The organism is Streptomyces sp. ADMS (assembly GCF_033441795.1).
Classification (GTDB): domain Bacteria; phylum Actinomycetota; class Actinomycetes; order Streptomycetales; family Streptomycetaceae; genus Streptomyces.
On record NZ_JAVFVX010000043.1, the window covers coordinates 22,277 to 45,656 of the forward strand.

Consider the following 23,380-nt stretch of genomic DNA (forward strand, 5'->3'; position numbering starts at 1 on the left):
GTGTGCCTCACGCCCACGGCCGGCCGCTCCCCTGGCACAGACTCCGGGGATCTCTCCGAAGGCCTCTCCGCCGGACTGCCGATGGGGTTCCGCCTTTCCGGATCCAGAGTCCCGATGATCTCGGCCGGGCCGTGGGGCAGGGTCATCGCCAGCGGCCGATCTCGACGTTCTCCAGGACACCGAGGGCGTCCGGCACCAGGACGGCTGCCGAGTAGTAGGCCGTCACCAGGTAGTTGATGACCGCCTGCTCGTTGATGCCCATGAACCGCACTGACAGACTGGGTTCGATCTCGTCCGGGATACCGGCCTGCTGGAGCCCGATGACCCCCTGTTCGGCCTCGCCGGTACGCATGGCGATGATCGAGGTCGTACGGGCCTCGGTGACCGGGATCTTGTTGCACGGGAAGATCGGCACCCCGCGCCAGGTGGGGATGCGGTTGCCGCTCATGTCGATCGTCTCGGGGACGAGCCCGCGCTTGTTCAACTCGCGGCCGATCGCGGAGATCGCGCGCGGATGGGCGAGCAGGAACTTGGTGCCGCGCCGCCTGCTGAGCAGTTCGTCCAGGTCGTCTGGGCTGGGCACACCGTCGTGCGGCTGGATCCGCTGGTCGTACTCGCAGTTGCTGAGCAGGCCGAACTCCCGGTTGTTGATGAGTTCGTGCTCCTGGCGCTCCTTCAGTGCCTCGACCGTGAGACGGAGCTGCTGCTCGGTCTGGTTCATCGGCTGGTTGTAGAGGTCGGCCACACGGGAGTGGATGCGCAGCACGGTCTGGGCGATGCTCAGTTCGTACTCACGGGGCGTTGCCTCGTAGTCGACGAACGTCCGTGGGATGTCCGGCTCGCCGCTGTGTCCGGCCGCAAGGTCGATCTCCTTCTCGCCGTACCTGTTGGCGTGCTGCTCCGGGATGGCGCTCAGCGCCTGGAGGTGCTCGCGCAGTGAGTCGGCTCGCTCGGCGACCTGCTCGAAGTGCTGACGGGAGAGCGTCAGCACGGTGCACGCGGTGACCGCGCGGGCCGTGTACTCCCACAGGGCGTCGGGGTCCAGCAGCGCCTGGTCGCCGAAGTACGCGCCGTCGGCCAGCATGCCGAGTTCGGCGTCGTCCCCGTACGGGCCCGTGCCGATCTTCTCGACCTTGCCGTGGGCCAGCAGGAACACCTCGTCGTTCGTGCTGCCGAAGGAGGCGATCTCCGAGCCGGGCGTGAACTCCCGCTGCTGGCAGCGCCGGGCGAGCTCGGCGAACACCTCCTCGTTCTCGTAGGACCGCAGAGCCGGCAACTCGGACAGCTCGGCCGGAACCACTTCCACGCGGTCACCGGTCTTCACGAACGTAAGACGGCCGTCGCCCACGGAGTAGGTGAGCCGTCGGTTCACGCGGTATGTACCACCCTGCACATTCACCCAGGGGAGCATCCGCAGCAGCCAGCGCGAGCTGATCTCCTGCATCTGGGGAACGGACTTGGTGGTGGTGGCCAGATTCCGCGCGGCTGATGTGCCGAGACTCTGCTGCGGCTTGTCCTGCTCCGTGCGGATCTCTTCGCCTACCGACATAAAAAACTGCCCTCCCGATTAACGCGTAATGCGCCGATGCGCTGATCCCCGTCGGGTCCCCTCCGCATCGGACGCCTGCGCGCACCAGCCTTCCTCACCGCACGTGGCAGTGCTATTACACGAATGAGGGGGAATGGATCATCTCCGGAGTGGGCACACAGAGGGTTCCCCGTCGACTTGTTCGACCGGGCGAACGAGATGCATCTCCTGCCCGCTCCCTTTCTCCCGCATCGGGAACTTCAAGATCGGGTCGGCCGTTGGAGCCATTGACGGACAACGAACAGGAGACATCGATGGCAGGCTTCCTGGACCGCGCAAAGGAACAGGCACAGCGCGGCCTGACGCAGGGCAAGCAGAAGCTCGACGAGGTGCAGACCCAGCGGGCCGGCAGTGATCTGCTGAAGAAACTGGGCGCGGCGTACTACGCGGAACGGCGCGGCACCGGTTCTCCGGACGCGACGCAGCGGGCCCTGCAGGCTCTGGAGAGCCACATCGCGGTGAACGGGGACTCGTTCCTGCACCAGTGACACCCTGCCGGCGTCGCTGACCGGATCGGCTCGCACGCCGTGCGAACGATTCACCGCTGACCGTCGAATTCCGGTACAAGCTGCGGTACGAGGCTGTCACGACCGGTGACCGTCGCGCAGCACGAAGGAGACGGTCATGGCCCCACCCATGTCCGCGGGCAGCTTCCTGGACCGGCTCAGGGAGGAAGGCGTCACCGTCGTCGAGGTCGGCGACTGGGCCCATCACAACCGCAACCACAAGGGTCCGTGGGGCCCGGTCCACGGCGTGATGATCCATCACACGGTGACCAAGGGCAGCGAGCGGACAGTGGAACTCTGCCGGGAGGGCTACGCCGCGCTGCCAGGCCCCCTGTGCCACGGCGTCGTCACCAAGGACGGCCGCGTTCACCTGGTCGGTTACGGCAGGGCCAATCACGCGGGCCTGGGCGACGACGACGTGCTGCGTGCGGTGATCGCGGAGAAGGCCCTGCCGTTGGACAACGAGGCGAACACGGACGGCAACCGGCACTTCTACGGCTTCGAGTGCGAGAACCTCGGGGACGGTGAGGATCCCTGGCCGCCGGCCCAGCTCGTCGCCATCGAGAAGGTCGCGGCGGCGCTGTGCCGCCACCATGGCTGGACGGAACGGTCGGTCATCGGGCATCTGGAATGGCAACCCGGCAAGATCGATCCCCGGGGCTTCAGCATGCAGTGGCTGAGGGAACGGGTCCGGGACCGTCTGAAGTAACCGAGGGATGCCGCCCCCGCCGCCCTTACCCGTCCCATCCCTGGGGGCTGCCGCCCCCAGACCCCCGCCACGGCCCTGACCGGGCCTCGTCCTCAAACTCTCCCAGACGGGCTGGATGGTGCCGGCCACCGCTGAAGGGGCCCCGCCTGAAATGCAGAAGCAGCGCGGCTGGGTGGGAAACCCGGCCCTCACCCCCGGGCGCGCCAGACGGTGCCGCCGGCCACCGCAGGAGAGGCCCCGCCTGAAATGCAGAAGCAGCGCGGCTGGGTGGGGAACAGGGCGAACAATGGCATCGTGCACCCACCCACTCCCCTCCAGGAACTCACCGACCCCCGCTTCACCCACCACCATCTCCGCCTCCTCCTCAAGCGCGACGACCTCATCCACCCGGACCTGGTCGGCAACAAGTGGCGCAAGCTGGTCCCCAACCTGGAAGCCGCCGCCGGTCGCCCGATCCTCACCTTCGGCGGCGCCTACTCCAACCACCTGCGCGCCGCAGCCAGCGCCGGCCGTCTCCTGGGCCTGCCCACGATCGGCGTGGTCCGCGGCCAGGAACTCGCCGACCGCCCCCTCAACCCCTCCCTCGCCCACTGCGCGGCGAACGGCATGCGCCTGCACTTCGTCGACAGATCGACGTACCGGCACAAGGCCGACCCCGGCGCCCTCGCCGCCATCCGCCGGGCGGCCGGCGCCGAGGACGCGTACGTCGTACCGGAGGGCGGCAGCAACCCCCTCGCCGTACGCGGCTGTCGCGCCCTCGGCGAGGAACTGCGCGGCCATGCCGACGTCGTCGCGGTCGCCTGCGGCACCGGCGGTACCCTCGCCGGCCTTGCCGCGGGCCTCGCCCCCGAGCAGCGCGCCCTCGGTATCCCGGTCCTCAAGGGCGGCTTCCTGGACGCGGAGATACGGACCCTCCAGGACCGCACCTTCGGCGGCCCCCGCGGCTCATGGGCCCTCGACCACCGTTTCCACTTCGGCGGCTACGCCCGTACCACCCCCGAACTGCATGCCTTCGCCGAGGACTTCGAGGCCCGGCACGACGTACCCGTGGAACGTCTCTATGTCGCCAAGATGCTGTACGGACTTGTCGCCCTCGCGGAAGAAGGCGCGTTCGCGAACGGAACCACCATCGCGGCGGTCGTCACGGGCCGCCCGTTCCCGTAGAGGACCAGGTACACGCGTTTCCCTACTCCGCCTCCCGGAACGCCGCCGCCTCCTCCAGGTCCAGCCTGCGCAGCAGCGTCCGCAGCATCTCGTCGTCGACGTACCGTCCGTCACGCAGCCGCACGAACACCTCCCGTTCCGCGCTGATCATCTCCCTGGACAGCCGCCGGTACGTGTCGTCCACCGTCTCGCCGGTCACGGGGTTGACCGAGCCCAGTCGCTCCCAGACGGCGTTCTGACGGCGTTCCAGCACCGTGCGCAGCCGGTCGGCCAGCGGTGGTGGCAGCGCGTTGCGCTCGTCCTCCAGCAAGCCCTCCAGGCGCTGCTGCGCGGCTCTGGACGCCTGCGCCTGGGCGTTCGCCTCCGCGAGCGTCTCGGCCCGCACGTCACGCCCGGGCAGCCTCAGCAGACGGATCAGCGGGGGCAGCGTCAGGCCCTGGACGACCAGCGTGCCGATGACCGTCGTGAACGTCAGGAAGAGGACCAGGTTCCGTTCCGGGAACGCTTCGCCGCCCTCCGCCGTGAGCGGGATCGAGAAGGCGATGGCCAGCGAGACGACTCCGCGCATCCCGGCCCAGGAGACGACGAACGCACCCTTCCAGGTCGGGTTCGGCTCCCGTTCCCGGATCCGCGCCGACAGCAGCCGGGGCAGGAACGTCCCGGGGTACACCCAGGCGAACCGGGTGACGACGACCACGAGGAAGAGGGCGAACGCGTACCAGGCGGCGTCAGCACCCTCGTACTCCCCAAGCCCTTCGAGGACGAACCGCAACTGCAACCCGATCAGGGCGAAGACAACCGATTCGAGAACGAAGGCAACCATTTTCCACACCGCCTCCTCCTGGAGGCGGGTCGCGAAATCGACCTCCCACGCGCGATGACCCAGATATAGCGCCACGACCACCACCGCGAGGACCCCGGAGGCGTGCACCTCCTCGGCGACCGCGTACGCCGCGAACGGGGTCAGCAGGGACAGCGTGTTCTGGAGCAGCGCCTCCTTCAGGCGCGTGCGCAGCCAGTGGATCGGCATCATCAGGATCAGCCCGATCCCGATGCCGCCGACCGCCGCGAGCAGGAACTCGCCGATCCCGCCCGCCCAGGTCGTGCCCTCCCCGACAGCCGCCGCGAGGGCGACGCGGTACGCGGTGATGGCGGTGGCGTCGTTCACCAGTGACTCGCCCTGGAGGATGGTGGTGACCCGCGACGGCAGCCCGACCCGGCGCGCGATCGCCGTGGCCGCGACGGCGTCCGGCGGTGCCACGACCGCGCCGAGCACCAGGGCGGCGGTCAGCGGCAGCCCGGGGACGATCAGATAGGCGGCCCAGCCGACGACGAGGGTCGCGAAGAGCACGTACCCCACCGAGAGCAGTGCCACGGGCCGCAGTTGGGCGCGCAGATCGAGGTACGAGCTGTCGACGGCCGCCGTGTACAGCAGCGGGGGCAGCATCAGCGGCAGGACGACATGCGGGTCGAGGGCGTAGTCGGGCATCCCGGGGACGTACGAGCACACCAGGCCGACCGCGACCAGCAGCAGCGGGGGCGGGACGGGGGTGCGGCGGGCCGCGGCCGCGACGGCCGCACTGCCCGCGACCAGCAGGAGCAGTGGCATCACATGCATCGGCCTCGGCCCACTCTCGTCTCCACCCACCCTGGTTTCCGTGCACTCAGGCTCTCCGAGCAGCTTTCCGTACGGCCGTCGTAACCTGGCAATCATGAAACAGTGCACGCACGCCGACGCGCTGCCGGTCCCGGAACCCGAGCCCAGGGCCGAGACCTGTCCGGAGTGCCTGGCAGCCGGTACCCATCCGGTGCAGCTGCGCCTGTGCCTGGAATGCGGCCACGTCGGCTGCTGCGACTCCTCGCCGATGCGCCACGCGACGGAGCATCACAAGGAGACCGGTCATCCGGTGATGCGTACGTTCGAACCCGGCGAGAGCTGGCGCTGGTGCTTCGTCGACCATGTCCTCGTATGACCGCCCGGAAGCCGCGTATTGCCGCCCGCCCCGACCTCGCACCCGTGTGAGCAGGGGCATTGGTGACCGGGGGCGTACTCGTGTGACCCTGGATCCGGACGGTTCGACCGTCTGACGTCTGGGTACGTCAACCCGGCGCGCGCTCTTCCCAATTGGGCCCGCAGACCTCTAGCCACTGTGCGTATCCATAGGTTTACCATGAGTGACAGCAAGGGGCTGGGGTCCCGGGGACAGAAAAGCCGAGAGCGCGGTAGCGTCACCGCTGAACCACGTATCGCGTTACCCGGGGGGCGACCCCTCGGCCCCCGAAAGAGCTTGTACCACCTTGGAGGTGAGGGTGTCCCAGTTCGCAGGCGAGCCCGCGACCCAGGACTTCGTGGAAGTCCGGCTGCCGGCCGCGGGTGCCTACCTGTCGGTGCTGCGTACGGCCACGGCCGGCCTCGCGGCCCGTTTGGACTTCACCCTCGACGAGATCGAGGACCTGCGCATCGCAGTGGACGAGGCCTGCGCGATCCTGCTTCAGCAGGCCGTGCCCGGCTCCGTACTCAGCTGTGTGTTCCGGCTGATCGACGACTCCCTGGAGGTCACGGTCTCCGCACCGACCACGGACGGTCACGCCCCCGCGCGCGACACCTTCGCCTGGACCGTGCTGTCGGCCCTCGCGGGTCAGGTCGACTCGACCGTCGCCGAGGACAAGACCGTGTCGATCAGTCTCCACAAGAAGCGCGGCGCGGGACCCGGGCCGGCGTGAGGAACGGGGACGGGCCGGTGCGGGACGAAGAACGCGGCACACAGGAGCTGCCCGCAGCGGGCAGCGGCGGCCCGGAGGGGCCGCCGGGCACGGCGGACGCCATCTCCGGCATCGCCGGTATCTCCGGCATCCCCGAGCAGGCCCGGCCGCACCCGGAGGACGACCCCTCGGAGGCCGGCTTCATGGACGACGGGCAGCTGGATCGGGAAGGTGCCGTGCAGAGTGCGCCCCTGGAAGGGCCAAGTGAGGTCTCCCCTGTTCGGGCTGATGCGCGAACTCGGGGAAGGTCGACGGGCGGGACGATGAGCGAGCACGAACGAGACGACGCGCAGGGCGCACAGCCGGCGCAGGCCACGCAGCACTCCCCGACAGACCGCAGCGGAGCGCGCGCCCTGTTCATCGAGCTGCGCGGGCTGGACGACAGCAGCGTCGAGTACGCGGAGCTGCGCAACCGGCTGGTCCGCATGCACCTCCCGCTCGTCGAGCATCTCGCGCGCCGCTTCCGCAACCGCGGTGAGCCGCTGGACGACCTGACCCAGGTCGCGACCATCGGGCTGATCAAGTCGGTCGACCGTTTCGACCCGGACCGCGGCGTCGAGTTCTCGACGTACGCGACCCCGACGGTCGTGGGCGAGATCAAGCGGCACTTCCGTGACAAGGGCTGGGCGGTCCGCGTCCCGCGCAGGCTCCAGGAGCTGCGCCTCTCGCTCACCACGGCGACGGCGGAGCTCTCGCAGCGGCACGGCCGCTCCCCCACGGTCCACGAGTTGGCCGAGAAGCTGGGCATCTCGGAGGAGGAGGTCCTGGAGGGCCTGGAGTCGGCCAACGCGTACTCCACGCTGTCCCTGGACGTCCCCGACACGGACGACGAGTCCCCGGCGGTCGCGGACACGCTGGGCGCGTACGACGAGGCTCTGGAGGGCGTCGAGTACCGCGAGTCGCTCAAGCCGCTGCTCGAGGACCTCCCGCCCCGGGAGAAGCGGATCCTGTTGCTGCGCTTCTTCGGGAACATGACGCAGTCGCAGATCGCGCAGGAGGTCGGCATCTCCCAGATGCACGTCTCCCGTCTGCTCGCCCGGACCCTGGCCCAACTGCGGGAGAAGCTGCTGGTCGAGGAGTAGCCCCTCGGGTTACTCCGACGCGTTGCCGGGCCCCCGGATGCCGAGGGCCCGGGTCGTCTCCTGGTTCACCAGCAGCACCAGCGCGGTGACCGCCACGGCTCCCAGCACGATCCCGCCAGGAATGGCGATGCTGTCGGCCTGGAGCAGGTTGTAGGCGACGGGCAGCGCCATGATCTGCGTGATGATGGCCGGCCCCCGGCTCCAGCTGCGCCGCCCCAGCAGTCCGCGCGCGGCGAACAGCGGCAGCAGCGCGAGCACGATCAGCGTGACGCCACCGGTGACGGCCTGCTGCCGGTCGTCCGGATCGCCCGTCAGTCCCAGTACGAGGATGAGGGCTCCGCCGGCCAGCAGGGCCAGCCCCTCCAGAGCGGTGAGGGCGGCCGCCGCGGTCAGCCGCAGGGGCCGCGGCCCCGTCGATACGAGGGTTTCCGGGGCGGGGGTCTGCTCAGCGCTCACCTCTGAAGGGTAGCCCCGGGCCACGAAGGCGCCCGCACTCCCCCGGCACGCCCCGCACGCCCGGGGCGTGCGCCCGGGTGGCCTGGCTCACGCCCGCTTTTCTTACCGATCCCTGACCTGCCCTGGGCCCGGTACCACCCAGTAGGTACCCTGCTTCGCATGCGTGCACTTCTCGTGGTCAATCCGGCGGCTACCACCACAAGCGCACGTACGCGCGATGTGCTGACCCATGCTCTCGCGAGCGAGATGAAACTCGAGGCGGTCACCACCGAGTACCGGGGCCACGCGCGTGACCTCGGCCGGCAGGCGGCGGAGAGCAAGGACATCGAGCTGGTCGTCGCCCTCGGCGGCGACGGGACGGTCAACGAGGTCGTCAACGGGCTCCTGCACAACGGCCCCGACCCGGACCGGCTGCCCGGCCTCGCGGTGGTCCCCGGCGGTTCCACCAACGTCTTCGCCCGCGCCCTCGGCCTGCCCAACGACGCCGTGGAAGCCACCGGCGTCCTGCTGGACGCCCTGCGTGAGAGCCGGGAACGCACGGTGGGCCTCGGGGTGGCGAGGGGTACGGCCGGCACCGAGGACGAGTCCGTGCCGGAGCGATGGTTCACGTTCTGCGCCGGCCTCGGATTCGACGCCGGTGTGATCGGCCGGGTGGAACAGCAGCGGGAACGCGGCAGGAAATCCACACATTCCCTTTACCTGCGGCAGGTCGTGCGCCAATTCCTGGGAGAAGCCAATCGCCGGCACGGCACGATCACTCTGGAACAACCGGGCGCCGACCCGGTTACCGATCTCGTGCTGTCCATAGTCTGCAACACGTCCCCATGGACGTTCCTGGGCAATCGTCCGGTGTACGCGTCGCCTAAGGCTTCGTTCGATACCGGGCTCGACGTACTCGGCCTCAGCCGCATGTCGACGCCCGCTGTAGCCCGGTATGGCACGCAGTTGCTCACTTCGTCCCCCGAACGCGGACCCCATGGCAGGCACGCAACGTCGCTGCACGACCTGACGGACTTCACCTTGCATTCGAAGGTTCCCCTGCCCCTCCAGATGGACGGCGACCACCTTGGACTGCGTACGAGCGTGACGTTCACAGGCGTACGCCGTGCACTGCGTGTGATTGTGTGAGCGGAACGGGCTAAAGTCCTTCCACTCGAACGTTTAGGCCAGGGTCCACCCCATGGAAGTACGGCTGTGACCGAGCCGACACCGAGGAATCAAAAAAAACTTTCCGGTAGGGGTTGTATCCGCCGCTGAGGTTTGCGAGTCTCTACGTGGCGCTCGGGACGGCCCGCAACACCGGCCACCACAGAGAGCCAGAACCCCTCCTCACTTCACAGGACCACATCAGTCCGTCTGATGATCGGCCCTTCACTTGTTGAGGGATTCGTGAAAGCGTTCACATTCACAAGCAACGTGCATGTAATACCCAAGGAGAGGTAGCAGCCATGGACTGGCGTCACAACGCCGTTTGCCGCGAGGAAGACCCCGAGCTCTTCTTCCCCATCGGCAACACCGGTCCTGCGCTGCTGCAGATCGAGGAAGCCAAGGCCGTCTGCCGTCGTTGCCCCGTCATGGAGCAGTGTCTGCAGTGGGCGCTCGAGTCCGGCCAGGACTCCGGCGTCTGGGGTGGTCTCAGCGAGGACGAGCGCCGCGCCATGAAGCGCCGCGCCGCCCGCAACCGGGCCCGTCAGGCCACCGCCTGACAACCCACCCCGTAACAGCCTGAGCTTGGCGGCGCGTACAGCGAGTACGCATATCCCGCCCCCGAGCCGCAGCGCGCAGTGCCCCCGATGCGCATGACAACAAGCATCTGAGCCCCGGACCATCCCATGGTCCGGGGCTCATCGCTGTGCTCGGGCCCATCCGCCCCGCACGCGCTACTTGTTGGCGCGCACCGGGATGTCGAGGATCACCTGCGTACCCCGCTCGGGCGCCGGCACCATGTCGAACGTGCCACCCAACTCCCCCTCCACCAGAGTCCGTACGATCTGCAGGCCGAGGTTGCCCGAGCGGTGCGGGTCGAAGCCCTCGGGCAGGCCCACGCCGTCGTCCTGGACGGTGACGAGGAGGCGGGCCTCCTTGCTGGTGCCGCCGCGGACCGCCGAGACCTCGACCGTGCCGGTGTCGCCCGGCCCGAAGCCGTGTTCCAGGGCGTTCTGCAAAATTTCGGTCAGCACCATGGAGAGCGGGGTGGCGACCTCCGCGTCCAGGATGCCGAAACGCCCGCTGCGCCTGGCCGTGACCGCCCCGGGCGAGATCTCGGCGACCATCGCGAGCACGCGGTCGGCGATCTCGTCGAACTCCACGCGTTCGTCCAGGTTCTGGGAGAGCGTCTCGTGCACGATCGCGATGGACCCGACCCGGCGCACAGCTTCCTCCAACGCCTCGCGCCCGCGCTCCGAGTCGATACGACGGGCCTGCAGGCGCAGAAGGGCGGCCACCGTCTGGAGGTTGTTCTTCACCCGGTGGTGGATCTCCCGGATGGTCGCGTCCTTGGTGATCAACTCACGCTCGCGGCGGCGCAGTTCGGTCACGTCCCGGAGCAGGACGAGCGAACCGATGCGTGTGCCCTTGGGCTTGAGGGGGATCGCCCGGAACTGGATGACCCCGTCGCCGGACTCGATCTCGAACTCGCGCGGCGCCCACCCGCTGGCGACCTTGGCGAGCGCCTCGTCCACCGGCCCCCGGCTCGGGGCGAGTTCCGCGGTGGTCATGCCGAGGTGATGGCCGACGAGGTCGGCGGCGAGGCCGAGGCGGTGGTACGCGGACAGCGCGTTCGGCGAGGCGTACTGGACGAGGCCGTCGGCGTCGAGGCGGATCAGCCCGTCGCCGACGCGCGGTGAGGCGTCCATGTCGACCTGCTGGTTCGGGAAGGGGAACGAGCCGGCGGCGATCATCTGGGCCAGGTCGGAGGCGCTCTGGAGATACGTCAGCTCCAGGCGGCTCGGAGTGCGGACGGTGAGGAGATTGGTGTTGCGGGCGATGACCCCGAGGACACGCCCCTCCCTGCGTACGGGGATCGACTCGACCCGGACAGGGACCTCTTCGCGCCATTCCGGGTCGCCCTCGCGCACGATCCGGCCCTCGTCCAGGGCGGCGTCCAGCAGGGGGCGGCGGCCACGGGGGACGAGGTGGCCGACCATGTCGTCCTGGTAGGAGGTCGGGCCGGTGTTGGGCCTCATCTGGGCGACCGAGACGTAGCGGGTGCCGTCACGCGTGGGGACCCACAGGACGAGGTCGGCGAAGGAGAGGTCGGAGAGCAGCTGCCACTCCGACACCAGCAGGTGCAGCCACTCCAGGTCGGAGTCGCTGAGTGCGGTGTGCTGGCGTACGAGTTCGTTCATGGAGGGCACGTGTGCGAGCGTACCCGCCGGTTCGGACATGGCCGGAAACGGTGGCTCGCCGACAGGCCCCGAGGGCCCGGGGACACCCGCGGGCCGCGGCGCCTGAGAGGGACCCTCAGCCCTCCCGGCACCGCAGCCCGGAGCAACAACGGCCGCGGGGTGTGCGGTCCCGGTCGGCCGATGGATGAGGAGCCGGCGCAGTCAGGGCAGAGAGCCCCGGTTCCTCGATCCGTCTTCCTGTGCGGGGAAGACGGAGGTTCTGGTCGTACGTCTCTCCACGCATTGTGGACTAGACCACAGGCCGTGTCCATGCGTTGAAGAGTGTTTGTCGCTGTGCCTTCGTGAGCGGATCGAGGATCCGAGGGCCGCCCGAAAGAACTAGTCGGACGTCCAAGTGTCCACCATGCAGCCTAGCCCTGTTGATTCCTGTGCGGGGGCGGATCTCCAGGTCAATTTCCGCCGTAACCCCAGTCTGTTAGATTGGTCTAAACCACACGGCTCTCTCCAGATCGGCAGGCCCAGCGTGGAAGTTGTCATCGTTCCGGACGCCAAGGCGGGTGGCGAGCTCATCGCCGGGGCCATGGCACAGCTGCTCCGGCACAAGCCGACCGCTCTGCTGGGCGTGGCCACCGGCTCGACCCCGCTGCCCATCTACCAGGCGCTCGCGGCCCAGGTGGGTTCCGGTGCCGTGGAGGTGTCCCGGGCGCGCGTAGCGCAGCTCGACGAGTACGTGGGGCTGCCGTCCGAGCATCCGGAGTCGTACCGTTCGGTGCTGCGGCGCGAGGTGCTGGAGCCGCTCGGGATCGGGATGGACGCGTTCATGGGGCCCGACGGGACCGCCGAGGACGTAAGGGGCGCGTGCGAGGCGTACGACAGGGCGCTGGCCGAGGCCGGCGGGGTCGATCTCCAGCTGCTGGGGATCGGGACCGACGGGCACATCGGGTTCAACGAGCCGTGTTCCTCGCTCGCCTCGCGGACCCGGATCAAGACGCTGACCGAGCAGACCCGGATCGACAACGCGCGGTTCTTCGACGGGGACATCGAGCAGGTGCCGCACCATGTGATCACGCAGGGTATCGGCACGATTCTGGAGGCCCGGCATCTGGTGCTGCTCGCGACGGGCGAGGGCAAGGCCGACGCCGTCGCGGCGACCGTGGAGGGGCCTGTCGCCGCGGTGTGTCCGGCGTCGGCGCTGCAGTTGCATCCGCATGCGACTGTGGTTGTCGATGAGGGTGCGGCATCCAAGTTGAGGCTGGCCGACTACTTCCGGCACACCTTCGTCAACAAGCCTGAGTGGCAAGGGATCTGAGGGAACTGCTCGTCTGCCGGGTTCCGTTTTGTGTGGGGTGCGGGTCCGCTGTGGCTTGTCGGGCAGGTCCCCGCGTCCCTGAGGCAGGGAAAGGCGCCGGTCCCCTTCGAAGGGGACCGGCGCCTTTGTCGTTTTCCGGCCTACTTCGCCGCGATGATCTCCGCCGCCGCCTGGCCGCAGACTCTGGCCGCGCCATGGGTTGCCAGGTGCAGGGCGCCTCTGCGGGGGGACTGGGGGACGCCCATTTCCACGACGATCGTGTTCGGGCGGGCGGCGAGCAGGGTGTCCAGGGCTGTGGACATCCAGGGATGGCGGTGTTCGTCCCGGACCACGGCGACGATCCGGCCCGGGCCCGCCTCGGTCAGGGCCGCCCGGCCCGCGTTCTCGCCGGTGAAGGTGCCGGTGCGGGTGCCGGGCAGGAGACGTAGCAGCTCGGCTGCCACGCCCCACGGGGTCTCGTCGCCGACGGCGAAGTTCGCCACGGGAGTGAAGGCCGCCACGTACGGGGGTTCCCGGAGGGGTTCGTACGGCTCGGAGTACGTCGCCTTCACGGCGCGTCTCGCGGCCAGGAGGCCGATCTCGGTGGGCCTCGCGGCGGAGGCGTCCTGCGGCGTGGCCGTCCAGCGGGACAGGGTCCGGACGCGTTCCGCCGCGTCCGCCAGGCGTTCCTCCCGGAGCTCGCCGGTGCGGACGGCCTTGATCAGGGCGTCGCGCAGGCTGCGTACCGTCTCGTCGTCCGCCAGGCCGCCGCCCACGCAGATGGCGTCGGCGCCGGCGGCGATGGCGAGGACACTGCCGCGTTCGATGCCGTAGGTGCCCGCGATGGCCTGCATCTCCATACCGTCGGTGACGATCAGGCCGGTGTAGCCGAGTTCGCCGCGCAGCAGGTCGGTGAGGACGGGGTGGGAGAGGGTGGCCGGGCGGTCGGGGTCCAGGGCGGGAATCAGGATGTGGGCGCTCATCATCGCCCTGGTGCCGGCGTCGATCGCGGCGCGGAACGGGGACAGCTCGCGGTCGAGGACGACGGAGCGGCTCGCGTCGATGCGCGGGAGGGCGTGATGGGAGTCGACCGACGTGTCGCCGTGGCCCGGGAAGTGCTTCGCGCAGGCGGCGACGCCCGCCCTCTGCAGGCCGGTGACGTAGGCGGCGGTGTGGCGGGCGACCAGCTCCGGGTCGGCGCCGAACGAGCGGACGCCGATGACGGGGTTGGCGGGGTTGGAGTTGACGTCCGCAGACGGGGCCCAGTTGAGATTGACCCCGCAGGCACGGAGGCGGTGGCCGAGTTCGTGGGCCACCTCCCGCGTCAGCCGGACGTCGTCGACCGCGCCCAGGGCGTGGTTGCCGGGGAAGGAGGAGCCGGTGCGGACCTCCAGGCGGGTGACGTCGCCGCCCTCCTCGTCGATCGCGACCAGGACGTCGTCACGTTCGGCGCGCAACTGGGCGGTGAGGTCGGCCAGTTGACCGGGGGACGTGATGTTGCGGCCGAACAGGCCCACGGAGGCCAGGCCTTCGCCGAGGCGGCGCAGCAGCCAGTCGGGGGCCGTGGTGCCGGTGAAGCCTGGCTGGAGGACGGTGAGCGCGTCGCGGGTCAGAGTGTCCGGGCGGCGGGCGAGTGTCGTCATCGGGTGGGGTTATCCCTTCACGGCGCCCGCGGTAAGGCCCGCGGCCATCTTGCGCTGGACGAGGAGGAAGAGGACGACGATCGGCACGGCCATCATCGTGGAACCGGCCATCATCGGGGCGTACTCGGTGCCGTGCTTGGTCGTGAAGTTGCCGAGCCAGACGGTGGCGGTCTGGTTCTTCTGGCTCATCAGCATCAGGGCGTAGAGGTACTCGTTCCAGGCCTGTATGAAGCCGTAGACCGAGGTGGCGACCAGGCCGGGGGCCAGCAGGGGGAAGACCACGCGGAGGAAGGCGGTGGTGCGGGAACAGCCGTCGACCATCGCCGCCTCCTCCAGCTCCTTCGGGATGTTGACGATGAAGCCGCGCAGGGTCCACACCGTGAACGGAAGGATGAAGGTGAGGTAGGTGATGATCAGGCCGGTCAGCCGGTCGTACTGGCCGAGGTCGTTGAGGAGCAGGAACACGGGGATGATCATCGCGACCAAAGGGACCATCTGCACGGCCAGAATGCCGACGATGACGATCTTCCGGCCGCGGAAGGCGAAGCGCGAGATGGCGAGGGCCGCCAGCATTCCCACGATGATGCCGATCACCACCACCGTCAGGGACACGACGAGGCTGCGGCCGACCGGGCCCCAGAAGTCGGCGATGTTCAGCGCGCGGCGGAAGTTGTCGAGGGTGAAGCCCGTCGGCAGCAGGCTCGGATCGGGGTCGATCGCGTCCTTCGCCGGTTTGAACGCCGTGTTCAGCATCCAGTAGACGGGGAACCCGGCCGTCAGGAATACGAGCAGGCCCAGCAGGTTCCACCCGGCCTTCGACTTCCGCGACTTCTGCGGCCTCCCGGTCTTCCGGGACACGGAGGCGGCTACCGCGCTCATTCGACCTCTCCGATCTTCAGCATCTGGCGCATGTACACGGCGACGACACCGAGCAGCAGCACCACGGTGAGCAGGGCGATCGCCGAGCCCTGGGCGTAGTCGTTGACGGCGAAGGCGCGGTCGTAGGAGTAGGTGGTCAGAAGCTGGAACTCGGCCTCCGGGTGGCCGTTTCGCATCACGAACACCTGGGGGAACACGCCCATGTCCCAGATGACCGACAGCGTCGTGAGCATCACGATGATCGGCTTGAGGATGGGAAGGGTGACGTATCGGAAGACGCCCCAGGCGCCCGCGCCGTCCAGCCGGGCCGCCTCCTCCAGTTCCTTCGGGACCTGGGTCAGCCCCGCGCCGAGTGTGATGACCACGAACGGCACCGCGCCCCAGACCACGAGCAGCATGATCACGGCCAGGCCCTGCGGTCCGCTCGCGAACCAGTTGTGGCCGATCAGCTCGATGCCCGGCAGCCTGCTCAGCAGTGCGTTGACGATGCCGTAGTCGGAGTCGAACAGCCACTTGAAGACGGTGGTCGCCACGATGATCGGCATGCCCCAACTGGCCACCAGGACGATGTTGATGAGCGTCTTCATCCAGCCACTGACCCGCTGGAGCAGCAGGGCGATCAGCATGCCGACGACCATCGTGAAGACCACGCAGCCGACGGCGAAGACGATCGTGCGGACGACGACGTCCCAGAACTCGCTGTCGCCGAGCACCTTGGCAAAGTTGTCGAAGCCCACCGACTCGGCCGGCTGGAAGCCCCACAGCTGGGACTGCCCGAACTTCTGGAAGGACAGGGTGACCAGGCGCACGAGGGGATATCCGAGGACCAGCACGAGGATCAGCAGACAGGGGGCCAGCAGGGCCCACGGAATCGCGGCGGCACCCTTCGGGGTCGGTCGTCTCCCCGGCTTGTCGAGCTGCTCCGCGACGGTCGGCGGTGGCGACTGCCGCTTGGGCGGCACCTTGGTAGGGGTTGTCGTATCAGCGGCACTCATCCGCGCGCTCCTCAGCGGTCCCTCAGGTCGTACGGTCGTGGCGGTCGTCCAGGTACTACGTGTGCGGGCGGGCGGGGCCCTCCCCGTGGCAGGGCCCCGCCTCGGTTCGCTACTTGACGTTGATGACCTCGTCGATCGCCGCGTCCGCCTCCTTCGCGGCCTCCTCGACCGTCTTCTTGCCGGTGCCGATGCTCTGCAGCATCGTCTGGAGGATCTGGGCCTTCTCGACCTGGCCCCAGCCCGGTGCCATCGGCACGAACCAGTTGGACTCGGCCGCCGTGGCCGGGACCGCCGTCGCCGGGTCGCTCTTCAGGGTGGCGAGGTCGGTCTTGTTGTTGGGCAGGTTGCCCTTGGCCATCAGGCCCTTCTGGCCGCCGGCGCCGGTGTAGGCGTTGATCCACTCGGCGGCGACCGTCTGCGCCTTCGACTTCACCGGAATGGCGAGGTCCGAACCGCCCAGGAAGACCGGCATGTTCTTGCCGGACGGGCCGGGCATCACGAAGTTCTCCAGGTTGCCCTTGAGCTTGCCGGTCTTGTCGTTCTCCGGCGCCTCGGCGGTCGCCCCCTCCCAGGCGGCGGCGAAGATCATGCTCGTCCTGCCCTGGCCGTAGACGATGTAGCGGTCGGACTCGTCCTTGGTCTTGTCGCCGTGCATGTACTTGTCGACGACGTTCTTGAACTCGGTGAGGCCCTTGACGGACTCCGGTGAGGAGAGGGTCGCCTTCCACTGGCCGCCCGACTCCTCGGCGATCGAGCCGCCGGCGTCGTACACGAAGGACATGGCGGCGTACCAGTCGCGGGTGGGCTGGTACCAGGCGTTGTACTTGTCGCCCTCGCTCTTCTGGATCCTGTCCAGGGCGGAGGTGAGCTCGGCGTACGTCGTCGGTACGGACTTGACGCCGACCGAGGCCGCCACGTCCTTGCGCCAGTTGGCGACGCGGCCACCGGCGTAGTAGGGGACGCCGTACGTCTTTCCCTCGTAGGTGACGGAGGCCTTGAGACCGTCCAGCCAGGCGGCCGAGTTGTCGAACTTCGCCGGGTCGACGGGGGCGAAGGCGCCCTTGACCATGTAGCCGAGCATCTCCGTGTTGCCCATCTCGACCACGTCGGGGGCCTTGTCGGTGGCGAGGACGGCGTCGAGCTTGGCGTTCTTGTCGGGCCAGCCGTAGTACTCGTGGTTGATCTTGATGCCGGGGTGCTTCTTCGTCAGCGCGGCGTCGGCGGCCTTCACCAGCTCGGGCCAGTTGTTCTGCGCGTCCACGGTCAGCCAGACGGTCAGTTCCTTGGCGTCAGCGCCGGTGTTGTCCGAGCTGCCGCTGTCACTGTCCCCGCATGCCGCGATGGAGACCATCATGCCCGCGATACCGATCGCGGCTATCAGCTTGCGCTTCACGCCACCCTCCTCAGGGACCTGGACCAATGGTGTAGACCAGTAGGCGGAGCTTGGCTCAGGCCAAACAACGTGTCAAGGGCGCCGGAATGCCTTTGACCAGCCGTTATACGACCTACATATGGAGGAACCTTTAAGTAAGAAGGTGGCGGAAACACCCTGCACATCCCTCCGGTTCGGGGTAGACCACAACAGAGGGGGCCTGAGGGCGACTTCCGTGCGGTGGACTAGACCAGCGAGGGGCGTGAAGGTATACAGAGGGGATCACGGAGTGCGCGGGGGCCCGTCAGGACCGTTCACAGGTCAATCGCGGCGCGAGCCGTGCCACGATGTGGGCTTGGACCGGCGGGACGCCGGCCGTAGCGGCACAAGAAGCCGGGAAGGCGGAGCATGAGCACCGACGTGAGCAGTGCGGAGAACGAGGGTGGGGCTACCGTCCGTACCGCGCGCGTGCCCAAGTACTACCGGCTGAAGAAGCATCTGCTCGACATGACGGAGACCCAGGCGCCCGGTACGCCGGTCCCGCCCGAGCGCACGCTGGCGGCGGAGTTCGACACCTCCCGCACGACCGTCCGCCAGGCCCTCCAGGAACTGGTCGTCGAGGGCAGGCTCGAACGCATCCAGGGCAAGGGCACCTTCGTCGCCAAGCCGAAGGTCTCCCAGACGCTGCAACTCACCTCGTACACCGAGGACATGCGCGCCCAGGGCCTCGAACCCACCTCGCAGCTCCTCGACATCGGCTACGTCACCGCCGACGACACCCTCGCCGAACTGCTCGACATCACGGCGGGCGGGCGCGTCCTGCGGATCGAGCGGCTGCGGATGGCGAACGGCGAGCCGATGGCCATAGAGACCACCCACCTCTCCGCGAAGCGCTTCCCGGCCCTGCGCAGGTCGCTCGTCAAGTACACGTCCCTCTACACCGCCCTCGCCGAGGTGTACGGCGTCCACCTCGCGGAGGCCGAGGAGACCATCGAGACCTCCCTGGCCACCCCGCGCGAGGCCGGCCTGCTCGGCACCGACGTGGGCCTGCCGATGCTGATGCTGTCCCGGCACTCGCTGGACAAGGACGGGCAGCCGGTGGAGTGGGTGCGGTCGGTCTACCGGGGGGACCGGTACAAGTTCGTGGCGAGGCTGAAGCGGCCGGTGGACTGACCGCACACCCGAACGGGCTGCGCCGCCGCTCACACATTCCCCTCACCAACAGGGGTTATCCGTTGTACTGCTTGACAGCGCTCAGGGGTGCTCCGCCGCACGATCTGTTGTATTCCTGGCGGAGTCTGCGGGAGCTGACGCCCTTGAGGGAGTTGACCAGTTTGGAGAGCTGGACTCTGGGCGGGTAAGTGCACGGGCAAGTGGACGTGGTCCTGTTCGCCGTTGCACTGTTTCAGCTCGGCCTCGAAGCCGGTGCAGACCTCTTCACCCGCTGGTTCCACCGCTGGGCCCTGCTGGGCGGCTGGGCGGCTGGGCGGCTGGGCGGCACGCTGGCCGCGTACGGGGTCGCGTCTCCGACGCAGAAGCACTTCAGCGGCAGCTCGAAGGAGATCCCGGGGATCGGCGAGATCGGCTACATCGGCCTGACGGCGTTCATCCTGAACCTCGTCATCACGGTGATGCTCACCTTCGTACCGAAGGCGCTGAAGACCCCGGAGGGCGTGGACGAGACGAAGTCGTCGGACTACACGGCGGACGCGGGCGACCCGGGCGTGGCGAAACTGTCGCCGGCCACGGCGGGTGCCACCCACCGAGTGGTCGTCTTCCGACAACGGGCCACCGGAGAACTCCGGTGGCCCGTTGTCGTGCCCCCTCGCACCAGCCCCCTCACATCAGCCCGCCCGCCTGTGAGTTGATGTCCTGATACCACCCTCCTAAGCCGACACGACACAACATGTGGGGGCGCTTTGGAGACCCGACACAAGATGTATGCTCATGCTCGCTGTCGCCGCAGGGGAATCCGGTGCGAATCCGGAACTGTCCCGCAACGGTGTACTCGTGCACTTCTGTGCGCGCGTCCAGTCCGAGGACCTGCCGACAGCGCGCCCGGCCGACCGGTCCGGGCGCCCGACGTCCGGGCCTCGTGGAGTGGGCCGGTGGACGCGCGCGTACCCGTATGGCGTCCGTGTGCCCCGCTGCCCTCCGCCAGGCCCCGTGCCGAGCGAGGGAGAGCCCCCACGTGACCATCGCGCAAGCCGAACCGGCTTCAGCGACCCCAGTGGCCCCAGCGAAGACGGACGGTCCCGGTACCGCGCTGCTGCGGACCCTGACCGAGCTGACCGCCGACCTTCCCGACGCCGACCCCGGCCGGGTCGCCGCCGCCGCGCTGCGCGGCCGGTCCGCGCGGGGCGACGAGTCGGAGCTGCGCGAGCTGGCCACCGAGGCGGCGGCCGGCCTCATCTCCGAGGACCCCGCCTACTCCCGGCTGGCCGCCCGGCTGCTGACCGTCAGCATCGCCGCCGAGGCCGCCTCACAGGGCGTCACGTCCTTCTCCGGGTCGGTCGCGGTCGGGCACCGGGAGGGCCTGATCGCCGACCGCACAGCCGAGTTCGTACGCCAGCACACGGACCGTCTCAACGCCCTGATCGATGTCGAGGGCGACGACCGCTTCGGGTACTTCGGGCTGCGCACCCTGCACAGCCGGTACCTCCTGCGCCACCCGATCACACGCCGCGTCATCGAGACGCCCCAGCACTTCATGCTCCGCGTCGCGAGCGGTCTCGCCGAGGACGGCACACTCCGCGCCCTCGGCGAAGTCGCCGCGCTCTACCGCCTCATGAGCCGCCTCGACTACCTCCCCTCCTCCCCCACCCTCTTCAACTCCGGTACCCGGCACCCCCAGATGTCGTCCTGCTACCTCCTCGACTCGCCCGTCGACGAGCTGGACTCCATCTACGACCGCTACCACCAGGTCGCCCGCCTGTCGAAGCACGCCGGCGGTATCGGCCTGTCGTACTCCCGTATCCGCTCGCGCGGTTCACTGATCCGCGGCACCAACGGGCACTCCAACGGCATCGTGCCGTTCCTGAAGACGCTGGACGCCTCCGTCGCCGCCGTGAACCAGGGCGGCCGGCGCAAGGGCGCGGCCGCTGTCTACCTGGAGACCTGGCACTCCGACATCGAGGAGTTCCTGGAACTGCGCGACAACACGGGTGAGGACGCCCGCCGTACGCACAACCTGAACCTCGCGCACTGGATCCCGGACGAGTTCATGCGCCGGGTGAACGCGGACGCGCTCTGGTCTCTCTTCTCCCCCTCCGACGTGCCCGAACTGGTCGACCTGTGGGGCGACGAGTTCGACGCCGCCTACCGCAGGGCCGAGGAAGCCGGGCTCGCCCGCAGGACCATCCCGGCCCGCGATCTGTACGGCCGCATGATGCGTACCCTCGCGCAGACCGGCAACGGCTGGATGACCTTCAAGGACGCGGCCAACCGCACCGCCAACCAGACGGCCGAGCCGGGCAGCGTCGTCCACTCCTCGAACCTGTGCACAGAGATCCTGGAGGTCACGGACGACGGGGAGACCGCGGTCTGCAACCTGGGGTCGGTGAACCTCGGCGCGTTCGTGGTCGACGGGGACATCGACTGGGAGCGGCTGGACGAGACGGTCCGTACCGCCGTCACCTTCCTCGACCGGGTCGTCGACATCAACTTCTACCCGACCGAGCAGGCGGGCCGCTCGAACGCGCGGTGGCGGCCGGTCGGCCTGGGCGCGATGGGCCTGCAGGACGTCTTCTTCAAGCTGCGTGTCCCCTTCGACTCGCCCGAGGCGAAGGCCCTCTCCACGCGCATCTCCGAGCGCGTCATGCTCGCCGCGTACGAGGCCTCGGCCGAGCTCGCCGAGCGCAACGGCCCGCTGCCGGCCTGGGGAAAGACCCGTACGGCCCGCGGTGTGCTCCACCCCGACCACTACGACGTGGAGCTGAACTGGCCCGAGCGCTGGTCGGCGCTGCGTGAACGTATCGCCACGACCGGGATGCGCAACTCCCTGCTCCTGGCGATCGCGCCCACCGCCACCATCGCCTCGATCGCCGGCGTGTACGAGTGCATCGAGCCGCAGGTCTCCAACCTGTTCAAGCGCGAGACGCTGTCCGGCGAGTTCCTCCAGGTCAACTCGTACCTGGTGCGGGAGCTGAAGGACCTCGGCGTGTGGGACGCCCGCACGCGTGAGGCGCTGCGCGAGTCGAACGGCTCGGTGCAGGACTTCGCCTGGATCCCGGCCGGCGTACGGGCGCTGTACCGCACGGCGTGGGAGATCCCGCAGCGCGGGCTCATCGACATGGCCGCGGCCCGGACCCCGTTCCTGGACCAGGCGCAGTCCCTGAACCTGTTCCTGGAGACGCCGACGATCGGCAAGCTCTCCTCGATGTACGCGTACGCCTGGAAGTCGGGCCTGAAGACGACGTACTACCTGCGCTCGCGCCCGGCTACCCGCATCGCCCGCGCCGCGCGGGCGCAGCCTGAAAAGACCATCCCCGTCCAGCAGGCCGCAGACCCCGACGCCGTCGCCTGCTCCCTGGAAAACCCCGAGTCCTGCGAGGCCTGCCAGTGATGAGCTCCACCCACTCGGAAAAGAACCTGCTCGACCCCGGCTTCGAGCTGACCCTCCGGCCCATGCGCTACCCGGACTTCTACGAGCGCTACCGGGACGCCATCAAGAACACCTGGACCGTCGAGGAGGTCGACCTCCACTCGGACGTCGCCGACCTGGCGAAGCTGTCCGAGGGTGAGCAGCACATGATCGGCCGGCTGGTCGCGTTCTTCGCGACGGGCGACTCGATCGTGGCCAACAACCTGGTGCTCACGCTCTACAAGCACATCAACTCCCCCGAGGCCCGGCTGTACCTGAGCCGGCAGCTGTTCGAGGAGGCCGTGCACGTCCAGTTCTATCTGACGCTCCTCGACACCTACCTCCCCGACCCGGAGGACCGGGCCGCGGCCTTCGACGCGGTGGAGAACATCCCGTCGATCCGTGAGAAGGCCGAGTTCTGCTTCAGGTGGATCAACGAGGTCGAGAAGCTCGACCGGCTGGAGACCCAGGCAGACCGCCGCCGGTTCCTCCTCAACCTGATCTGCTTCGCCGCGTGCATCGAGGGCCTGTTCTTCTACGGGGCCTTCGCGTACGTCTACTGGTTCCGCAGCCGGGGTCTGCTGCACGGCCTGGCCACCGGCACCAACTGGGTGTTCCGGGACGAGACCATGCACATGAGCTTCGCGTTCGAAGTGGTCGACACCGTCCGCAAGGAGGAGCCGGAGCTGTTCGACGAGCACCTCCGGCAGCAGGTGACCGACATGATGCGGGAGGCGGTCGAGGCGGAGCTGCAGTTCGGCCGCGACCTGTGCGGTGAGGGCCTGCCGGGGATGAACACCGAGTCGATGCGCCAGTACCTTGAGTGTGTCGCCGACCAGCGCCTGGCCCGGCTGGGCTTCTCCCCCGTGTACGGCTCCGAGAACCCCTTCTCCTTCATGGAGCTGCAAGGGGTTCAGGAGCTGACCAACTTCTTCGAGCGTCGCCCGTCCGCGTACCAGGTGGCGGTCGAGGGCTCGGTGTCGTTCGACGACGAGTTCTGATCCCG

General features: G+C 68.8%; 20 protein-coding genes, 2 pseudogenes and 1 riboswitch. Of the genes and pseudogenes, 13 read left to right on the plus strand and 9 right to left on the minus strand.

Annotated features, from left to right (window positions below; translation table 11 throughout):
• Window positions 1–142 precede the first annotated feature (142 nt).
• The gene (locus RB628_RS19990) at window positions 143–1,549 is read right to left on the minus strand and encodes a family 2B encapsulin nanocompartment shell protein (RefSeq protein WP_318321846.1); all 1,407 of its coding nucleotides are present in this window, start codon (window positions 1,547–1,549) and stop codon (window positions 143–145) included.
• A 293-nt stretch (window positions 1,550–1,842) separates the two neighbouring features.
• On the opposite strand from RB628_RS19990, the gene RB628_RS19995 reads away from it, so the two are divergent.
• The 3 genes from RB628_RS19995 (at window position 1,843) to RB628_RS20005 (ending at window position 3,967) form a co-directional block, all read left to right on the plus strand.
• The gene (locus tag RB628_RS19995) at window positions 1,843–2,076 is read left to right on the plus strand and encodes a hypothetical protein (protein WP_318321847.1); all 234 of its coding nucleotides are present in this window, start codon (window positions 1,843–1,845) and stop codon (window positions 2,074–2,076) included.
• A 136-nt stretch (window positions 2,077–2,212) separates the two neighbouring features.
• On the plus strand, window positions 2,213–2,803 hold the full coding sequence (locus RB628_RS20000) for an N-acetylmuramoyl-L-alanine amidase (RefSeq protein ID WP_318321848.1): 591 nt from the start codon (window positions 2,213–2,215) through the stop codon (window positions 2,801–2,803).
• Window positions 2,804–3,049: 246 nt separating this feature from the next.
• A complete protein-coding gene (locus RB628_RS20005; RefSeq protein ID WP_318321849.1) occupies window positions 3,050–3,967 on the plus strand; it encodes a 1-aminocyclopropane-1-carboxylate deaminase/D-cysteine desulfhydrase in 918 nt (305 codons plus the stop codon).
• Between the two features lie 22 nt (window positions 3,968–3,989).
• On the opposite strand, the gene RB628_RS20010 is transcribed toward RB628_RS20005, so the two are convergent.
• On the minus strand, window positions 3,990–5,585 hold the full coding sequence (locus RB628_RS20010; RefSeq protein WP_318321850.1) for a Na+/H+ antiporter: 1,596 nt from the start codon (window positions 5,583–5,585) through the stop codon (window positions 3,990–3,992).
• 94 nt (window positions 5,586–5,679) lie between these two features.
• On the opposite strand from RB628_RS20010, the gene RB628_RS20015 reads away from it, so the two are divergent.
• The 3 genes from RB628_RS20015 to RB628_RS20025 all read left to right on the plus strand — a co-directional run bounded on the left by RB628_RS20015 (window position 5,680) and on the right by RB628_RS20025 (window position 7,812).
• Window positions 5,680–5,940: a UBP-type zinc finger domain-containing protein gene (locus RB628_RS20015; RefSeq protein WP_318321851.1), complete on the plus strand. Its 261-nt coding sequence runs from the start codon at window positions 5,680–5,682 to the stop codon at window positions 5,938–5,940.
• Between the two features lie 337 nt (window positions 5,941–6,277).
• Complete coding sequence (locus tag RB628_RS20020) at window positions 6,278–6,691, plus strand: hypothetical protein (protein WP_006380964.1); 414 nt, start codon at window positions 6,278–6,280, stop codon at window positions 6,689–6,691.
• The gene (locus RB628_RS20025; protein ID WP_318321852.1) at window positions 6,688–7,812 is read left to right on the plus strand and encodes an RNA polymerase sigma factor SigF; all 1,125 of its coding nucleotides are present in this window, start codon (window positions 6,688–6,690) and stop codon (window positions 7,810–7,812) included. Before RB628_RS20020 ends, RB628_RS20025 begins: the two co-directional genes overlap by 4 nt.
• 9 nt (window positions 7,813–7,821) lie before the next feature.
• Here RB628_RS20025 and RB628_RS20030 read toward each other — a convergent pair whose 3' ends face one another.
• Window positions 7,822–8,268, minus strand: a complete 447-nt coding sequence (locus RB628_RS20030) for a hypothetical protein (protein ID WP_318321853.1) — start codon at window positions 8,266–8,268, stop codon at window positions 7,822–7,824.
• Window positions 8,269–8,427: 159 nt separating this feature from the next.
• Here RB628_RS20030 and RB628_RS20035 point away from each other — a divergent pair, with 159 nt between their 5' ends.
• Window positions 8,428–9,396, plus strand: a complete 969-nt coding sequence (locus RB628_RS20035; protein ID WP_318321854.1) for a diacylglycerol/lipid kinase family protein — start codon at window positions 8,428–8,430, stop codon at window positions 9,394–9,396.
• Between the two features lie 320 nt (window positions 9,397–9,716).
• Window positions 9,717–9,974 (plus strand): WhiB family transcriptional regulator, encoded by a 258-nt coding sequence (locus tag RB628_RS20040; RefSeq protein WP_006380970.1) that lies wholly within the window; start codon window positions 9,717–9,719, stop codon window positions 9,972–9,974.
• A 174-nt stretch (window positions 9,975–10,148) separates the two neighbouring features.
• Here RB628_RS20040 and RB628_RS20045 read toward each other — a convergent pair whose 3' ends face one another.
• Window positions 10,149–11,615: a PAS domain-containing sensor histidine kinase gene (locus RB628_RS20045; RefSeq protein WP_318321885.1), complete on the minus strand. Its 1,467-nt coding sequence runs from the start codon at window positions 11,613–11,615 to the stop codon at window positions 10,149–10,151.
• 523 nt (window positions 11,616–12,138) lie between these two features.
• Between RB628_RS20045 and nagB the strand changes: the two genes are divergently transcribed.
• Complete coding sequence (nagB, locus tag RB628_RS20050; RefSeq protein WP_318321855.1) at window positions 12,139–12,924, plus strand: glucosamine-6-phosphate deaminase; 786 nt, start codon at window positions 12,139–12,141, stop codon at window positions 12,922–12,924.
• A gap of 140 nt (window positions 12,925–13,064) precedes the next feature.
• Here nagB and RB628_RS20055 read toward each other — a convergent pair whose 3' ends face one another.
• The 4 genes from RB628_RS20055 to RB628_RS20070 form a co-directional block, all read right to left on the minus strand.
• Window positions 13,065–14,546, minus strand: coding sequence for a glycoside hydrolase family 3 protein (locus RB628_RS20055; protein WP_318321856.1), 1,482 nt, complete (start codon window positions 14,544–14,546; stop codon window positions 13,065–13,067).
• A 9-nt stretch (window positions 14,547–14,555) separates the two neighbouring features.
• The gene (locus RB628_RS20060; protein ID WP_318321857.1) at window positions 14,556–15,425 is read right to left on the minus strand and encodes a carbohydrate ABC transporter permease; all 870 of its coding nucleotides are present in this window, start codon (window positions 15,423–15,425) and stop codon (window positions 14,556–14,558) included.
• Window positions 15,422–16,420, minus strand: a complete 999-nt coding sequence (locus RB628_RS20065) for a sugar ABC transporter permease (RefSeq protein ID WP_318321858.1) — start codon at window positions 16,418–16,420, stop codon at window positions 15,422–15,424. Before RB628_RS20065 ends, RB628_RS20060 begins: the two co-directional genes overlap by 4 nt.
• Window positions 16,421–16,529: 109 nt before the next feature.
• Window positions 16,530–17,813 carry an extracellular solute-binding protein gene (locus RB628_RS20070; RefSeq protein WP_318321859.1) on the minus strand — a complete coding sequence of 428 codons (1,284 nt, stop codon included), beginning with the start codon at window positions 17,811–17,813 and terminating at the stop codon, window positions 16,530–16,532.
• A 387-nt stretch (window positions 17,814–18,200) separates the two neighbouring features.
• Here RB628_RS20070 and RB628_RS20075 point away from each other — a divergent pair, with 387 nt between their 5' ends.
• Window positions 18,201–18,965, plus strand: a complete 765-nt coding sequence (locus tag RB628_RS20075; RefSeq protein ID WP_318321860.1) for a GntR family transcriptional regulator — start codon at window positions 18,201–18,203, stop codon at window positions 18,963–18,965.
• Between the two features lie 55 nt (window positions 18,966–19,020).
• Here the strand turns inward: RB628_RS20075 and tnpA are convergent.
• Window positions 19,021–19,228 (minus strand): annotated as a pseudogene (gene tnpA / locus RB628_RS20080) (IS200/IS605 family transposase); the annotation flags it as partial.
• Here tnpA and RB628_RS20085 point away from each other — a divergent pair.
• From RB628_RS20085 to RB628_RS20095, 3 genes and pseudogenes are all read left to right on the plus strand, one after another.
• A pseudogene (locus RB628_RS20085) lies at window positions 19,226–19,555 on the plus strand (sodium:solute symporter); the annotation flags it as partial. The pseudogenes tnpA and RB628_RS20085 sit on opposite strands and share 3 nt — an antisense overlap.
• Before the next feature lie 203 nt (window positions 19,556–19,758).
• Window positions 19,759–19,836: riboswitch (cobalamin riboswitch) on the plus strand.
• A gap of 147 nt (window positions 19,837–19,983) precedes the next feature.
• Window positions 19,984–22,356, plus strand: coding sequence for a ribonucleoside-diphosphate reductase subunit alpha (locus RB628_RS20090; RefSeq protein ID WP_318321861.1), 2,373 nt, complete (start codon window positions 19,984–19,986; stop codon window positions 22,354–22,356).
• A complete protein-coding gene (locus tag RB628_RS20095) occupies window positions 22,356–23,375 on the plus strand; it encodes a ribonucleotide-diphosphate reductase subunit beta (protein ID WP_318321862.1) in 1,020 nt (339 codons plus the stop codon). Before RB628_RS20090 ends, RB628_RS20095 begins: the two co-directional genes overlap by 1 nt.
• The last annotated feature ends 5 nt before the right edge of the window (window positions 23,376–23,380 follow it).

Coding starts and splice junctions, on each gene's coding strand:
- RB628_RS19990 (WP_318321846.1), bottom strand. CDS start 1,549: ATGTCGGTAGGCGAAGAGATCCGCACGGAGCAGGACAAGCCGCAGCAG.
- RB628_RS19995 (WP_318321847.1), top strand. CDS start 1,843: ATGGCAGGCTTCCTGGACCGCGCAAAGGAACAGGCACAGCGCGGCCTG.
- RB628_RS20000 (WP_318321848.1), top strand. CDS start 2,213: ATGGCCCCACCCATGTCCGCGGGCAGCTTCCTGGACCGGCTCAGGGAG.
- RB628_RS20005 (WP_318321849.1), top strand. CDS start 3,050: ATGCAGAAGCAGCGCGGCTGGGTGGGGAACAGGGCGAACAATGGCATC.
- RB628_RS20010 (WP_318321850.1), bottom strand. CDS start 5,585: ATGCATGTGATGCCACTGCTCCTGCTGGTCGCGGGCAGTGCGGCCGTC.
- RB628_RS20015 (WP_318321851.1), top strand. CDS start 5,680: ATGAAACAGTGCACGCACGCCGACGCGCTGCCGGTCCCGGAACCCGAG.
- RB628_RS20035 (WP_318321854.1), top strand. CDS start 8,428: ATGCGTGCACTTCTCGTGGTCAATCCGGCGGCTACCACCACAAGCGCA.
- RB628_RS20040 (WP_006380970.1), top strand. CDS start 9,717: ATGGACTGGCGTCACAACGCCGTTTGCCGCGAGGAAGACCCCGAGCTC.
- RB628_RS20045 (WP_318321885.1), bottom strand. CDS start 11,615: ATGAACGAACTCGTACGCCAGCACACCGCACTCAGCGACTCCGACCTG.
- RB628_RS20055 (WP_318321856.1), bottom strand. CDS start 14,546: ATGACGACACTCGCCCGCCGCCCGGACACTCTGACCCGCGACGCGCTC.
- RB628_RS20060 (WP_318321857.1), bottom strand. CDS start 15,425: ATGAGCGCGGTAGCCGCCTCCGTGTCCCGGAAGACCGGGAGGCCGCAG.
- RB628_RS20065 (WP_318321858.1), bottom strand. CDS start 16,420: ATGAGTGCCGCTGATACGACAACCCCTACCAAGGTGCCGCCCAAGCGG.
- RB628_RS20075 (WP_318321860.1), top strand. CDS start 18,201: ATGAGCACCGACGTGAGCAGTGCGGAGAACGAGGGTGGGGCTACCGTC.
- RB628_RS20095 (WP_318321862.1), top strand. CDS start 22,356: ATGAGCTCCACCCACTCGGAAAAGAACCTGCTCGACCCCGGCTTCGAG.